Genomic DNA, 15,024 nt, shown 5'->3' with positions numbered 1-15,024 from the left:
CTATTAGGAGAGAACCCTTATGTATTGCTGAAGTCCTGCCAAGACTTGATTGTACTTAGATGCAGTCTTGCCTCACAGCCTATCTTTACCTGAATTCTCAAAAAAGCAAGACAACACTACTTCTTCTCCCAGTACTTTTCAATAAGTTGCCTAATAAGTTGCATACGCCTCTTCAATCTGTGAGGTCGCAGCAGCGGAAGGAAATGGTCATGCGTGGCATAGAAACCCTGGTAAAAGACCCAAAAGCCCAAGGCCAGGTAGGGCATAGCGGCCAGCTCTTCTCCTGACAGCGGACGTACTTCGCGGTACGCGGCCAGGAAAGTAGAAAAAGTCTGATCTGCCGTTTCCTGCGTCATTTTCCCGTGGTGTACGTCAAGGCAGAGGTGCTGCCAGAAGGTCATGACATCGTTCACCAACCAGCCACGGCCCAAAAAGTCGAAATCAAAAAGGGTAAGCTTCTCATCGCCGTCAAAGTGGAAGTTCTTCGGGAAGAAATCAAAGTGGCAGTACCCGGAAGAAAAGGCCTCAGGGTTGAACTGCGCCAGACGGGATTGCGCTTTTGCCGCGGCCTCCTGCAGCCACTGGTAGTCTTCGGGATTTTCAGTAAAGTAGTCTTTGATGGCGTGAAGTGGTTTAATCAGTGTAGTTTCCGTATCCAGCAGCCAACGTGCTTCGCTTAGCGGGACGGACGCAGAAACCTGGTGGAACCTGGCCATTTCATGCCCCAGTAACCGTAGCTGGTTTTCATTCAGCAGCGGCACCCTGACGCCGGGCGCATACGTGAATAACACCGCCGATCGGTCTCCTTCAGCGGCGGGCAAGGTCTGGATCACCTTCCCCGGGGCATCCGGAACGGGATAGGAGATGGAAACCCCGGCTTCCTTTAACGCCAGAAGCAAATCGGTTTCGGCTTGCACCTGCGCGTGATTTCTATGGGAGGCGCGGTACACCCGCAGAATGTAGCGGGCATCAAGCGAGGTAATTAGATACGTATCGTTCACGCCCCTGGTCAGGTACTCGCCTTGTACCTCGCCCAGTTTATACTGCTCTGAAACAAAGGAGGCGAGCGCGTCAGCGCTTAGGGTGGAATAGGCGGTAGGAAATACAGAAGCCATAGCGGAACAAGGTTAGGAATTAATACGGAATCTGGCCCTGATGTTTTCTTAGGGTTAGAATTGGGGTACTTCAGGGGTTTGGAGTTCAACCCTTTGCGGTTGCGCTCGTTTCAAAATGGGTGTTACGTTCAACCCAATTTAGAAACTATGAACCAGGAAGAAGAAAACAAGCAGCAAGATCCAACCAAGAAATTTGATGCCCCTCCTTTCTCTGAATCTACCCAAAGCGAGCCAGGCGAAGAGTCAGAAATGAAGATCAAACCCGACCATGGCGAGGAATCTTACAAAGGATCGGGGAAACTGGTGGGCCGCAAAGCCATTATCACCGGCGGTGACTCGGGCATTGGAAAAGCAGTGGCCATCGCGTTCGCCCGCGAGGGAGCCGATGTGCTGATCTCGTACCTGAACGAGGAGGAAGACGCCCAGGACACCGCCAAGTGGGTAGAGCAGGAAGGCCGTAAAGCCGTCCTGATGCCCGGCGATATTAGCGATGAGGCGCATTGCAAAGCTATTGTGCAGCGCGCGGTAGACGAGTTTGGGCAGATTGACATTCTGGTGAACAACGCGGCGTTCCAGATGGCGCGGGAGTCTATGCAGGAGATTTCCAGCGAGGAGTTTGACAGAACGTTCAAGACCAACGTGTATGCCATGTTCTACCTGTGCAAAGCCTCTGAGCCCCACATGAAACCGGGCAGTACCATCATCAACACCACCTCGGTGAACGCCTATAAACCATCGCCCATGCTGCTGCCGTACGCCGCCACCAAAGGCGCCATCCAGAACTTCACCGCCAACTTGGGCCAGATCCTCGCCGACAAAGGCATCCGGGTGAACTGCGTGGCCCCAGGCCCTATCTGGACCCCGCTCATTCCGGCTACCATGCCTGAGGAGCAAGTGAAAACCTTCGGAAAAGACACACCTTTGAAACGCCCCGGCCAACCCGTGGAATTGTCGGCGATCTATGTGCTGTTGGCCTCTGAAGGCTCCAGCTACATGACTGGTTCTACCGTGCAGGTAACCGGCGGTACGCCTACCATTTAAGGCTGATTTCAGGAAAGCACTTTAAAAGCGCTCCTTCGGGTTAAGGCTGAGGGAGCGCTTTTGTGTTACTGCTTTTCAATTGAGGAGAGCTAGGCCGTTTTTAAGCTTTGTTTTGAAAAATAGGCCTGAAAAGGCAACTCCGTTATAAACTTGGCAAAAGCCCGATTATGATGTAGCTTTGCCAGTACATAACCTTACATCCAGACACATGGCATCAAAATATGATTTGATAGTGGTGGGTAGCGGCCCCGGTGGTTACGTAGCCGCCATCCGCGCATCACAATTGGGTATGAAAGTAGGCGTGGTGGAGAAAGCTGAGTTGGGCGGTATCTGCCTTAACTGGGGCTGTATCCCTACCAAAGCCTTGCTTAAAAGCGCACAAGTATTTGAGTACATCCAGCACGCCAAAGACTACGGCATCAACGTAGGTGAGGCTTCTGCTGATTTCGGTGCTGTGGTAGCCCGCAGCCGGGGCGTTGCCCAGGGTATGAGCAAAGGTATCCAGTTCCTGTTCCGCAAAAACAAGATTGACCATATCGCCGGTTACGGCAAACTGAAAGGCAAAGGCCAGCTAGAGGTAACCAACGCCGATGGTGCTTCTGAAATCTACGAAGCAGCGCACATCATCCTGGCGACAGGTGCCCGTTCGCGCGAGCTGCCAAACCTGCCAATTGATGGCAAGAAGATCATTGGCTACCGTCAGGCGATGGTGTTGGAGAACCAGCCTAAGAGAATGGTGGTAGTGGGTTCCGGTGCCATTGGTATTGAGTTTGCCTACTTCTACAACGCCATGGGTACCGAGGTAACCGTAGTGGAGTTCCTGCCAAACATTGTTCCGGTAGAAGACGAAGAGATCTCTAAGCAACTGGAGAAATCGTTCAAGAAAGCCGGCATCAACGTGATGACCAGCTCAGAAGTGCAGAGCGTGGACACTAGCGGCGAAGGCTGTGTGGTGAAAATTAAAACCGCTAAAGGCGAGGAAACCATTGAGGCCGATGTAGTGCTTTCTGCGGTTGGTATCCAAACCAACCTGGAGAACCTGGGTCTGGAAGAACTAGGTGTAGGCGTAGAGCGCGGTCGCGTGTTAACCGATGATTTCTACCGTACCAACGTGGAAGGTATCTATGCCATTGGTGACATCGTGAAAGGCCCTGCCCTGGCGCACGTTGCCTCTGCCGAGGGTATCATCTGCGTAGAGGCTATCGCTGGTCACCACCCAGAGCCGTTGGACTACAAAAACATCCCCGGCTGTACGTATTGCTACCCAGAAATCGCGTCTGTAGGGTACACCGAGAAAGAGTGCCGTGAACTGGGCCGCGAGATCAAAGTGGGTAAGTTCCCGTTCTCGGCCTCTGGTAAAGCCAGCGCCGGCGGAAACAAAGACGGTTTTGTGAAAGTGATCTTTGACGCTAAATACGGTGAGTTCTTAGGAGCCCACATGATTGGCGCCAATGTAACTGAGATGATCGCCGAGATTGTGGTAGCCCGTAAACTGGAAACCACTGGTCATGAGATCATCAAAGCCGTTCACCCGCACCCAACCATGTCTGAAGCCGTGATGGAAGCTGCCGCTGCCGCCTACGGTGAGGTAATCCACTTGTAATTAGTCTTAGAACATACTTTGAAAGGCCCGGGCATTTGCTCGGGCCTTTCTGTTTTTACCCCTGTTTGCAGAAAAGGGCTTCTAAACAGATAAGGCGTTCACTGGTTGTATAAAAGATGGCCCCAAGATTAAACCTTTGTTAAGAAATGATCTCTAACAGGGGAGCTTTCTTAGACACAAACCTTGTGTAAGCCTGTTTTAACTGTATGGTTCTTTGACTACGCGTACCTTAATTTCCCCCGCATGAAACAAGTTGTCCTGCTCCTTCTTCTCATCTGCGTAACTTCGCTCAGCTTCACTTCTGTGCTTGCCCAAGGTAAGATCAGCGGCCGTCTGCAGGATATTACCACCAAACAGCCGGTGAGCTACGCCACGGCGGCACTTCTTGCCGGGGCAGATTCTTCCATCGTGGCCAGTGCGCTGGTAGATGGAAATGGCGCTTTTGTGATAACCCCCGTTGCTCAAGGCCGCTACCACCTTAAGATTTCCTTCGTGGGGTATGCTACCAGAGTAATGCCCAATATCCAGGTAACTTCCACAACTCCCAATGTTGATCTGGGTGTTATTGGTTTGCGGTCGGCGAGTACGCACTTGAAGGCCGTGGAAGTGGTGGGGCAGCGCGCCCAGGTGGAGTACGGCCTTGACCGAAGAGTGTACAATGTGGGGCAGGATTTATCTACCGTGGGCGGTACAGCTGTGGATGTGATGCAGAATGTGCCCTCGGTGACCGTGGACCAGGAAGGAACCGTAAGTATGCGCGGCACCTCCAACATCACCATCCTCATTGACGGCAAGCCCTCGGCTTTGAGCGGCTTGGGGCTGGACCAGATCCCGGCCAGCACCATTGAACGCGTAGAGGTGATTACCAATCCCTCGTCTAAATATGACCCCAGCGGAACGGGCGGCGTTTTAAACATCATCTTGAAAAAAGAGAAGCAAAGAGGTTTGAACGGAGTGGCCTCGGTGAACGCCGGGATGGGCAACCGCTACAACACTTCCCTCAACTTGAACTACCGCTTCGGCAAACTGAACCTGTTCACCAACTATGATTTTAGGCAAGATTATAGAAAAGGCACCGGAAGTGTGTTTAGGACTAACTATGGAATAGCAGAAATATCTAAACTGGACACTACTTCTTATCTGGAGCAGCAATCAGCGAACTCAAACCAGCGGGGAAACCATAATGTGCGTTTCGGGGCCGATTACCAGCTAACTGATAAGCAAAGCATCACAGGTTCAGTGCTGTACCGCTACGGGTACCGCGAAAATGACGGGAACACTTTTTACCGGTTTTTAGAGGAAAACCGGTCGCTCAACAGCACTTCTACCAGAACCACCACCGGTGACGAAACCAGTCGGTTATTTGAGTATACACTAGGCTACCGCATGACCTTTGACAAACCCGGCCGTGAGCTAACCGCCGATGCCGTTTTCAACCAGGAGGAAGAAAGTGGACAAGATGATTTCAGGCAGCTATTCTACAATGCGGAGGGCCGCGAAACGCCGGAGCGAAACGACTTGCAGAAAAACCAGGGACTGGAAAAAGAGCGGGAATTCTCGTTGCAGGTAGATTATGTGCACCCGTTCAGTGAGAAGGGCAAATGGGAGGCCGGCTACCGCAGCACCTTTGAGCGCAACGACGAAGATGTGCAAGCCACTGAATTCAATAGAGATACTGGTCTCTATGAGAACAGCCCAGGGCGCACGAACCATTTTGTGTATGATGAGTGGGTGCATGCCGTGTACGGAAACTACGGAGATGCCATTGGTAAATTCAGTTACCAGTTGGGCTCGCGGCTGGAGCAAACCAATATTGTCACCGACCAGATCACCCAAGGCAAGCGCAACAACATTGATTACCTGAACCTGTTTCCCAGCTTGTTCCTGACCTATGAGTTTTCTCAGGAGCAGAAAGTGCAGACCAGCTACAGCCGCCGCATTGACCGTCCGTGGACGGGGCAGTTGAACCCATTCCGGGATATTTCTGACCCTTTAAACATCAGGGAGGGAAATCCGAACCTTCGGCCTGAGTTCACTGATTCTTATGAGGTAAACTACTTGCATTTCTGGAAAGAGACCACCGCCACTGTAGGGGTTTTCTACCGCAGAATGACCGATGTGGTGCAGTCAATCCGGACTCAGTTCACCACGGAAAATGGGGAAAACGCCACACTGTCTACCTTTCAAAACATTGCCTCAGGTGAATCTTATGGCGTGGAGCTAACCGGCACCGCCAACTTGTTTAAGTGGTGGCGCCTTAACGCGAATGTCTCTGGGTTCAATTACAGGATCAACGCCACCGAGCAGGGATTTGCTACCAACAGCCGCCTGAGCTGGACCAGCCGTCTCAATTCCAATTTCACACTACCGTTCAAAACCGAAATCCAGCTTTCAATGAACTATAGGTCTCCCACGGTGACGGTGCAAGGAGAGCGTTCTTCGTTCTATACTACCAGTTTAAGTGCCCGCAAGGAGATTTTAGGCGGTAAGGGGAACATCATTCTGCGGGTGCAGGATATTTTCAATACCATGCGCTTCAACTCCTACACGTTCTCAGAGTTTGAGTTTGAGGAAACCAGCCGCTACAAACCGCAGAGCCAATTGGTGTTTGTGGGCTTTAGCTACCGTTTTGGGAATACGTCGCAGAAAAAGGATCGGGACGAAAGGGAGGGAGAACAGCCGGCCGGTCCAGAGCGCGAAGGTGGGGAGTACTAATCTATCTAAGTTTGGTTTAAGCTTACTTTCTTGAAAACGTGCTTAGAACCTTTCAATGGGTAATGGGAATGAAAAAGGCGGCTTCCCTGAAAAGAGAAGCCGCCTTTTGACTTAAAAATTAAAGGGATCTAGTCATTATTCTTTTTGGCGTACTGATCGTAGCGCTTAGGATCTTTCTTGCGATCTTTCTTTCTACCAATTGCACCACCGGCTACAGTACCAGCAGCGGCACCAATCACGGCACCTTTACCACCGCCAAGAATGGCTCCGGCGGCTGCCCCACTGGTACCGCCAATCACGGCGCCTTTGGCTTTTTTACTCCAGCCTTTTTTCTCTTTCTTCACTTCCTGGGCTTGTGCCTCATGCGTCACGCTGCCCCCTAATACAAACACGGAACACAGCATAACCAAAGATATCTTCAGATTTTTCATAATCTTCTTTTGGTTGGTGTATTGCATTTTACGGGTTGTGAAATGGAGGAGTTGTGTTTTAAAGTAGGATTCAGATAGGAATATGTAAAGGTGATGGTTTCTTAGGAACTTTGTTTCTCTTCTAACAAGTATCCATGAACCAAGTGGAAACAACCATAAAGTTTTCTGTACTTCTAAAGAAAACAAGCCAGAAACAGCTTCAGCTAGTTGTTTCTGGCTTGTTTTAGGAAAACCTTGGGTAAATAGAGATTACATCCGCTCGTCGTGCTGCGATAGGTCGAGGCCCAATTGTTCCTCTTCCATGGAAACCCGCAACGGAGAAATCAGGTCGGTTACTTTCAGCAGAATCCAGGAACCGGCAAAGGCGAAAATCGATACTCCAATTAATGCCCCAAATTGAGCCAGGAACAACTTGGTCTCCCCAAACAGCAAGCCTTGGTCTGCAATGGCCGGGTTCACGCCTTTGTTGGCAAAAACGCCGGTTAGCAGCATGCCCACCATTCCGCCCACGCCGTGGCATGGGAAAACATCTAAGGTGTCGTCAATGCTGGTACGGGTCCGGATGTCTACCAACAGGTTGCTTACCACGGCTGAGATCACCCCAATGGCAATAGAGTGGGGAAGGGTCACAAAGCCGGCTGCTGGGGTAATGGCCACCAAACCAACCACAGCCCCAATGCAGGTTCCCATCGCCGACGGCTTGCGTCCTTTCACGCCATCAAAGAAAATCCAGGCCAAGGCCGCCGCCGCCGATGCCGCCATGGTAGTGGACAAGGCGGTAGAGGCTAGAGAATTGGCCCCCATGGCCGAGCCGGCGTTAAACCCGAACCACCCAAACCATAACAAACCGGTACCCAATAGCACAAACGTAATCATGGCCGGAGAGTGGGTGGGTTCGTTTCTTCTCTTCAGGAACAAAGCGGAGGCCAGCGCCGCCCAGCCCGCCGACATGTGTACCACGGTTCCGCCGGCAAAGTCAAGAACGCCCAGTTTAAACAGAATGCCCTCTGGGTGCCAAGTCGCGTGGGCTAGTGGCGCATAGATAAAGCAGAAGAAAAGCAGGATAAAAATAGTGTATGAAGTGAACCGGATGCGCTCCGCGAATGCCCCGGTGATCAAGGCAGGTGTGATGATCGCAAACTTTAATTGGAACATGGCAAACAACGCTAAGGGAATAGTAGGAGCCAGAGACCACGGATCACCGTCCAGCACATTCTGCATCATGAAAAACGTGCTCGGATTCCCGATGAAGCCGCCTATAGAATCACCGAAGGCCAGGCTAAACCCAAAAACCACCCAGATGACTGTGAGCATGGCCATACAGATAAAACTCTGCAGCATGGTGGATATCACGTTCTTCCGGTTTACCATACCCCCGTAGAAAAAGGCCAGGCCCGGGGTCATGAGCAGTACAAACGCGGTGGCGGTCAGCATCCAGGCAACATCGGCTTGGTTCAACTCCGCGGTAGAAGCCGCTTTGGGCACAGAAGGAAAAATGAAGGTCAGCCCCACCACAATCACCAGCAGAACGAAGGGGATTTTGGAAAGCTTAGTGACCGCCGGTGCCTTGGCAGCCGGAGGGGCCGTAGCAGTAGAAGTGATCATAGGTAACCTGATAAAGATGTTTGAAAATGTTTGGCATCCTAATATTGTAAAATATTTTCAAGGTTAAAACAATATTATTGTGAAATGATTAAAGGAATAGCTAATATGTTAATAAATTGAAAGTAAGTGTTTTGCTAATTCAGTAAAGGGGATTTCCTAAGGTCTGCTTCTCCTGCCACTTTTATAAAGGAGGCTGTATTCCTTTTTTAAATTATTAATTTTAGAGGCTCTTGCCAACCAGTAGAGTTTTTGTGGTTAAGCACGAACTTTATTCAAAATGTTGGCCCTTTATCTGCTTTGGGGCGGAAAGTCATCGGTTTTCTTTTTTCGTATTATCACCTGTAATTAATCTTAACTATACCCATGCGACCATCATCTGCCTTTTCAAAAATCACTGTTTGGCTTATTTGTGTAGGAATGCTGTTGGGCTGTCAGAAAAGCCAGGAGCAAGAAGCTGCAGGAGGTCAAACGGCTACGGAAGAGCAGGCTACTGAAAACGGCTACAAGGTCATTGCCATCAAAGACGGCGATACGGTGGAGTTGCTGAAGGATGGGAAGCCGGTGCGGGTAAGGTTACAGGGCGTAGACTGCCCCGAGAAAAACCAGGATTACGGCACCCGGGCCCGGCAGTTCACTTCTGACCTGGTCTTCGGGAAATTTGTGCAATTGAAAGTGCAAGATGTGGACCGTTACGGACGTACCGTGGGCGAAATTATTCTGCCCGACGGCCGAAGCCTAAACCAGGAATTAGTCAGAAATGGATTTGCCTGGCACTACACAGCGTACTCTAAAGACCAGGAATTGGCCCGGTTGGAAGCGGAGGCCCGCGCCGAAAAGCGGGGACTCTGGGAAGGGCCTTCTCCTCAGGCACCTTGGGAATTCCGGCAAAGCCGACGGGGAAATGGCGCTGCCACGGCTAATGCCAGCTCTGACCAAAACACCAGCTCAGCAAAGAAAACGTCTGCCTCAGGCGCTTCTGCCATTGCCAAAGGCGGCAAGGTGCATATCTGCCAGAGCAAAGGCTCCAAAACCTTCCACGTGGATCCAAATTGCAGTCTGCTGGATCGGTGCAAAGCCAGTAAGGCGGCCATTACCTTAGCCCAAGCCAATAAAGAGAAACGTACTCCCTGCAAAACCTGCGCAGACTAGACACTTGCCTTTTGGGCTCATATTCTGGAAAACAAGACCAAGCAAGCCCAATAGGTTGATCTTTAATGAATAAAGAAAAGCCATCTCCTTGATGAAGGAAGCGGCTTTTCTTTAGGGGCTTGATCTTAGAACGCCAGCACGTTGCCGCTTACTACCCTGATTTCGCTTCGGCCGCCGGCTTGTTTTTCTACCACAATCTGGGTGCTGATGCGTTCTTTCAGGGCTTCTACGTGCGAGATAATACCGATCATCTTGCCGCTGGCCTGCAGACTTTCCAGAGCATCCATGGCCACATCCAAGGTCTCCGCATCCAGGGTTCCAAATCCTTCATCAATGAACAAGGAGTGAATCTGGGCTTTGTGGCTCGCCAAATCAGACAGTCCTAAAGCCAAGGCCAAGCTCACTAAAAAGCTCTCTCCTCCGGAAAGAGAATTCACAGACCGGATGGCGTCTCCCTGGTAGGTGTCAAGTATCTGCAGTTCTAACTCATTCTCGGTACTTTTAAGAATCCGGTACCGGTCATTGAGGCGGTGCAGGTGCCGGTTGCCCAGTTCCACCAATCGGGCCAGGGTAAGGCTTTGCGCATACTTGCTGAACTTCTTGCCATCGGCGGAACCGATAAGTCGGGCAAGCCGGTCCCAGCGTTCTGCCTCACCTTTCTGGATGTCTAGTTGCTGAGTCAGTTGGCGGTGTCTTTCGCGCAGGTCTGCATCCTGTTGCAATTGCATTTCAAGTCTTCCAATCTGGGCCAGGTTCTGGTTTTTCTCTTCTTCAGACGCGTTGATAAGGGGCTGCAGTTCTTCCAACGTCAGCTCGGTGAGGTGCCGCTCTTTCTCGGTCTGGTACTCCACTTGGGTTCGTTTCAGGCTCTGAGTTAGTTCATGAATGGTTCGGTGCAGGGTCTCTTGTTTCTCCCGCAGCTGGCGCGCTTCCGTTTCTGGTAACAGCAACGCCTGCAACTCTGCTAAGGAGGTGTACCCCAAAGTGCTGATTTTCTGTAAGAGCGCGGTTTCCAGTTCTGCAAGGGAACGGGTGTTCGCCTGGTGCTCTTTTATCCTCTCTGCAAGTTGGTGACGCAAGAGGTTCAGTTGCTCCTGTTCTTTTTGCCAAGCAGTTTCCGAGGCTTGCCTGGCCTGGGTTGCTCTTTGAAGTTCTGCCTGTAGCCGTTGTTTCTCAGTTTGGGGCAGAATTCCTTCTGGCAATAAGTTGTAGCGTTGTTGGCGCAGGTCCTGCAGTTGGGTCTGTGCCGCTTGTAGGTGCTGCTGCTTCAAAGAAAGTTCACCTTGCTTTTCTGCCAGCATTTTCTTGCCGTTCTCTACCGTAGATTTAGCTTCTGAGTATTTCACCCGAAGATCCGGCAATTGGGCTTTCTTCTGCTCGTATTCTTCTTTCCGTTTCTCCAACTGGTTCAGCAATTGGGTACCGTTGCTGCCGGAGTAGGAGAGACCGTATGTCATAAAAAAACCAAGGATGGTGCCGGAAATAACTTTTTCCTGTTCGTTTATATCCTCGAGTTCTTCCTGCAGGTCTTTCAGGCGGGCAGTGAATTGGGTGCGTTCTTTAACCCAATTTTCTAATAGGTGCCGCAAACGCTGTTGCTCAATTTGCAGCTCCCTTTCTTTTTGCTGGGCCTGCTCTGTCTGCGCCCGAAGGCTCCGGAGGGTTTCCAGGGAGGCGGTTGCCTGCTGTAACTCTGTTTGCCGGGCCGCCCAGTAATGGTCAATGGCATCTGAGGCGGCGATGTCATGCGCCAGGTTCAGCGCAGTATTTAGTTGCGCGAATGGCCCGTGCAGGGCTTGGGTTTGCTCGCTGATGTCCTTTAGAACTCTCTGTGTATGCTGCTCCTCTAGCTGCAGGTTCTGTACACTGGCTGAGAGTTGGCGCTCTTTTTGGTCCAGGGTTTGCACCCGCTGTTGCTGAAGTTGCAGATTCTGCTCGGCCTCACTTAAAGTCTGCGGCTGATGCGTTTCTACAAATGGGTGATGCGTGGAGCCACAAAGCGGGCAAGGCTGCTCTGGCAGCAGTTGGTTCCGGGCCGCTTCGTACTCCTGGATCTGCCTCTGCAAGGTTACGATTTGCTGCAAGTCCTTCAACTTGTCCTGAGCTTGTTCCTGCTCCGTTTGGGTTTGGACATGGAAGGTTCGCTGCTGGTGCAGGTCTTTTGCGATCTGCGAGAGTTTAACCTGCCACTCCTGCCGATTGGCCTCTAATTTTAAATAACTTTTGCTCAGATCCAACTGCTTTTCCAGTTGGCTGCAGACCTTCGGTAAGCGGTGGCAAAGCTGTTCCAAGACCTCGTGTTTCTGGCCCTGCAAAGTTTTGCTGGCTTGCGCCTGCAAGTCTGCCAGCAATCCTTGCTGTTCTTTTAGAAGGTGTTCGGTGGTCTCTAGCTGTGTTTTAGAAGTAGCCGCATTTTGGCCTTCTTTTTCCAGAATCTGCTGTAAACCCGCCAGCTCAGCCTTCAATTTGGCTTGCTGTTTTTTCGCCTCCTCCAAGTTGTTGAGTTCCGATCTCCCTTCGGGCAGGGTTTGGATCAGTTCTTCGTCCCGGGCATTCTCTTCCAGCCATTTCCTGAAAGAGAGGCCTTGCTCGGCAATCTTTTTAAACTCGTTTTCCTGATCGTCAAGGTTTTTAGAAAGGTGCTGGATCTGGTTTCGAAGTTGGAGGGCAGTTTGCTCTTCTCGGTTGTATTGCGCCAACTCTGCCCCGATTTGGGTGTCTTTTTGGAGAACTTGGTCTAAACGAGGTTCAGCCTCGGTGAGGCTTTGGTGGGCTTGCGCCTGAGTTGTACGGGCAATCTGCACTTGTGCAGCTTGGTCAGCCACCACCTGTTCCTGAACGGGAACCTGCTTCTGCAGCGTTTCGATTTGTTCGCTTAAAAGTTTTCCCTGGCCCTGCACCTGATCCAACACTGCCAACTCGCCCTGAAAAGGCCTGGCTGATTCATGGCGCTGCAATTTCTGAAGCTGAGGCGTCCAGGCATCGTTTTCAGCGTTAGCTGCGGCGACTTGGGTGCTCAGGTGATGTTCGTTTAGTTTCAGTTTTTGCAGGTTCAAAAGCCACGATTGTTGCTCTTGGTGTTGCCGGATCCGGTGATTGGCCAGTACAACCTCCTCTTTCAGTCTGGTTGCCTCCTGCTCCAACGCGGTGCGGTCCTCCTCAGAGAGAAGCTGGTCTAGTTGCAGCCGCTGCTCAATTACCTGCAGTTTGTGTTTCTCTGCTTTGGCTTTCTCGTAAGCCGCCATGGAGATTTGGGAGTAAATGCGAGTATCGGTGAGTTTTTCTAGTAATTCGCTGCGTTCGCTCTCGCTCGCCTTCAGGAACCGGGTGAAATCGCCTTGGGAAAGCATTACAGAGCGGAGGAACTGTTGAAAGTCCAGGCCACACAAATCAATGATGCGCTGTCGAGTCTCGGACAGGCGTGACTCAAGCACCTCCTGCGTAGAAGCGTCTATGAGTTCCATAGTGGGGCTTTGTAGCTTGCCATCGGCTTTGCCGCGGCTCCGGCGAAGGTTCCACCGGGCCCTGTAAGTTTTTCCCTGGGCCTCAAACTCCACCTCAGACCAGCACTCCCCGGTGTGCCGGGTCATGATCTCTGACACTTCCCGGCCATGGCGTGGTACCTGGCCATACAGGGCCACGGTGATGGCATCCAGAATGGTAGTCTTGCCTGCCCCGGTGGGCCCTGTAATGGCAAAAAGCCCTGAGTCGCTTAACGGCGTCTCATCAAACCGAATAAGGTGCTCCCCCTGAAGCGAGTTCAGGTTGAGGAAACGAACAGAAGTTATCTTCACGGGATTGGAAACTATGCGAGATAGTAAAGATACAGATTTTGGAGAGGAGGTGGTAAGGCTTTACCAGGGATTATCTCACAAATGCGGAATCCTTTTAGGGACGGAGATTAGAAGCATTATTTATTGTGGGGGCTTAAAATGGAGTTGTTTTAATTCAAGCTGAGTTGAAGATTATGTATAAGTTTAGCTAATTAATTAGGGCCTCTTGTTGAGTAAATAATTCAATTTCTTCTTTAAACGTTTACCCTTGAAGTTTCTGCTGTTATCTTTGCTTAGATTGATTTCTGGGTGCTTTGCTTAAAATGGCTCCAAAGCCTTATTTCTAAAGAATACAAGAATTATATAGTTTCAATGATTCCTTCTAAAAGAATTGTAGAATTAGATTGTATCAGGGGAATCACTGCCTTTATTGTTGTCTTCTTCCATTTTACCGGAGGAACTTCTTTGTTTCCTTTCTTCAGGCTATTTGCTGGCGGAACCGACCTGTTCTTTATTATTAGTGGTTTTGTAGGGTACAACCTGGTTCGCAGCAATCCGCGGGCAGGTGAATACCTCCTGAAGAGATTTGTCAGGCTGATTCCAATGTTTTGGGTTTGTGCTTCCCTTACTTTTGGATGTATGTTCTTGTATAGCCTAAAACACGGACTGCCTGTAGAAGCACTTCTAATTCAATATGCTTCCAATCTTTCTTTTCTGAATTATTATCAAGAAACTCCCTTTCTGGATGGTGTCTATTGGACCTTGTTAATTGAAGTACTCTTCTATGCCATGCTTGCGGTGGTCTTGTGGTGTAAAGGGGTGCGATATGTGGAATGGGGTGGGGCTATCCTTTTAGGTTATTTATTGGTTACTAGTGTTGTGCCTATAGGGAGCTTTGGTTCAACCCATGAAACCATCTTGAATGGCTTTCCGCTTTTGATTGTCTGGCCTTCTTTTTACGCTGGAATTATATTTAACAAATTAAAATATGAGAAGGCAAGCCCTATTCGATGGGGTTTGGTATTCATTTGTATTGTAACCTCCATTTTATCAATTGAGAATTCTAACCTCATCCATGGAGTTGTTAATCTTTTAAGTCCAGTAGAGAATGTTGGAATGACCCTGCTCTACTTCATGGTCTTTTATTTGGCAATTAATTCCTGTCTGCCCTTCTTTATTAATAGGTTTACAAAGTTCCTGGCCCAAATTTCCTACTGTCTCTATCTGATCCATAATGAAATAGGAAAACAGTTTATCCAACCTAAGTTGAAGTTCTTTCCAGAGTTTTGGCAGATTATATTAATGTCCGGCCTTGTTCTGGTGTTAGCCTACCTTTTAAGTTTCTTCCTTGAAAAGCCATTACTCGAGCGGTTGCACCGTAGATGGTTTGCAACTAAAAGGGAGCCGGTGAAGGAGGCCTTAAGGCTTCAGGGCACTCCCGAATTGTTGTCTTAGAGAACCCCTTGTTTATAAATGATCTGTTAGTTGGAAAGGCCAGACTAAAAAGGAGAGTTGGCCTTTGTGGTATTTAGTTTCTTCCATCTGGGTTTTTGGAAAGCTAGCATAAGGAAGGGCGTGCATGGTAGTTGCAT

General features: G+C 50.2%; 9 protein-coding genes. 5 read left to right on the top strand and 4 right to left on the bottom strand.

Features of this window, described 5'->3' with window-relative positions; genetic code table 11:
• Window positions 1-116: 116 nt before the first annotated feature.
• Window positions 117-1,115 (bottom strand): phosphotransferase enzyme family protein, encoded by a 999-nt coding sequence (locus ACW9SV_RS21715; protein WP_479558883.1) that lies wholly within the window; start codon window positions 1,113-1,115, stop codon window positions 117-119.
• Between the two features lie 147 nt (window positions 1,116-1,262).
• On the opposite strand from ACW9SV_RS21715, the gene ACW9SV_RS21710 reads away from it, so the two are divergent.
• The 3 genes from ACW9SV_RS21710 to ACW9SV_RS21700 all read left to right on the top strand — a co-directional run bounded on the left by ACW9SV_RS21710 (window position 1,263) and on the right by ACW9SV_RS21700 (window position 6,474).
• Window positions 1,263-2,156 (top strand): SDR family oxidoreductase, encoded by an 894-nt coding sequence (locus ACW9SV_RS21710; RefSeq protein ID WP_479558882.1) that lies wholly within the window; start codon window positions 1,263-1,265, stop codon window positions 2,154-2,156.
• A 208-nt stretch (window positions 2,157-2,364) separates the two neighbouring features.
• Window positions 2,365-3,759: a dihydrolipoyl dehydrogenase gene (gene lpdA / locus ACW9SV_RS21705; protein ID WP_479558881.1), complete on the top strand. Its 1,395-nt coding sequence runs from the start codon at window positions 2,365-2,367 to the stop codon at window positions 3,757-3,759.
• Between the two features lie 243 nt (window positions 3,760-4,002).
• Window positions 4,003-6,474 (top strand): TonB-dependent receptor domain-containing protein, encoded by a 2,472-nt coding sequence (locus tag ACW9SV_RS21700; protein ID WP_479558880.1) that lies wholly within the window; start codon window positions 4,003-4,005, stop codon window positions 6,472-6,474.
• A gap of 128 nt (window positions 6,475-6,602) precedes the next feature.
• Here the strand turns inward: ACW9SV_RS21700 and ACW9SV_RS21695 are convergent, their stop codons facing one another.
• Together ACW9SV_RS21695 and ACW9SV_RS21690 are read right to left on the bottom strand one after the other, a co-directional pair.
• On the bottom strand, window positions 6,603-6,905 hold the full coding sequence (locus ACW9SV_RS21695; protein WP_479558879.1) for a YMGG-like glycine zipper-containing protein: 303 nt from the start codon (window positions 6,903-6,905) through the stop codon (window positions 6,603-6,605).
• A gap of 249 nt (window positions 6,906-7,154) precedes the next feature.
• The gene (locus ACW9SV_RS21690) at window positions 7,155-8,510 is read right to left on the bottom strand and encodes an ammonium transporter (protein ID WP_479558878.1); all 1,356 of its coding nucleotides are present in this window, start codon (window positions 8,508-8,510) and stop codon (window positions 7,155-7,157) included.
• 363 nt (window positions 8,511-8,873) lie between these two features.
• Between ACW9SV_RS21690 and ACW9SV_RS21685 the strand changes: the two genes are divergently transcribed.
• A complete protein-coding gene (locus tag ACW9SV_RS21685) occupies window positions 8,874-9,659 on the top strand; it encodes a thermonuclease family protein (RefSeq protein WP_479558877.1) in 786 nt (261 codons plus the stop codon).
• 125 nt (window positions 9,660-9,784) lie between these two features.
• On the opposite strand, the gene ACW9SV_RS21680 is transcribed toward ACW9SV_RS21685, so the two are convergent.
• A complete protein-coding gene (locus ACW9SV_RS21680; protein WP_479558876.1) occupies window positions 9,785-13,453 on the bottom strand; it encodes an AAA family ATPase in 3,669 nt (1,222 codons plus the stop codon).
• 351 nt (window positions 13,454-13,804) lie between these two features.
• On the opposite strand from ACW9SV_RS21680, the gene ACW9SV_RS21675 reads away from it, so the two are divergent.
• On the top strand, window positions 13,805-14,887 hold the full coding sequence (locus ACW9SV_RS21675; protein WP_479558875.1) for an acyltransferase family protein: 1,083 nt from the start codon (window positions 13,805-13,807) through the stop codon (window positions 14,885-14,887).
• The last annotated feature ends 137 nt before the right edge of the window (window positions 14,888-15,024 follow it).

This window comes from Rufibacter sp. JT20002 (assembly GCF_056491185.1).
The sequence above is the reverse complement of the archived record's forward strand: the minus strand, read 5'-3'. Positions and strand labels throughout refer to the sequence as shown.

Excerpts from the sequence above, each read along its gene's own strand:
- ACW9SV_RS21695 (WP_479558879.1), bottom strand. The coding sequence starts at position 6,905 with ATGAAAAATCTGAAGATATCTTTGGTTATGCTGTGTTCCGTGTTTGTA.
- ACW9SV_RS21700 (WP_479558880.1), top strand. The coding sequence starts at position 4,003 with ATGAAACAAGTTGTCCTGCTCCTTCTTCTCATCTGCGTAACTTCGCTC.
- lpdA (WP_479558881.1), top strand. The coding sequence starts at position 2,365 with ATGGCATCAAAATATGATTTGATAGTGGTGGGTAGCGGCCCCGGTGGT.
- ACW9SV_RS21675 (WP_479558875.1), top strand. The coding sequence starts at position 13,805 with ATGATTCCTTCTAAAAGAATTGTAGAATTAGATTGTATCAGGGGAATC.
- ACW9SV_RS21690 (WP_479558878.1), bottom strand. The coding sequence starts at position 8,510 with ATGATCACTTCTACTGCTACGGCCCCTCCGGCTGCCAAGGCACCGGCG.
- ACW9SV_RS21685 (WP_479558877.1), top strand. The coding sequence starts at position 8,874 with ATGCGACCATCATCTGCCTTTTCAAAAATCACTGTTTGGCTTATTTGT.
- ACW9SV_RS21715 (WP_479558883.1), bottom strand. The coding sequence starts at position 1,115 with ATGGCTTCTGTATTTCCTACCGCCTATTCCACCCTAAGCGCTGACGCG.
- ACW9SV_RS21710 (WP_479558882.1), top strand. The coding sequence starts at position 1,263 with ATGAACCAGGAAGAAGAAAACAAGCAGCAAGATCCAACCAAGAAATTT.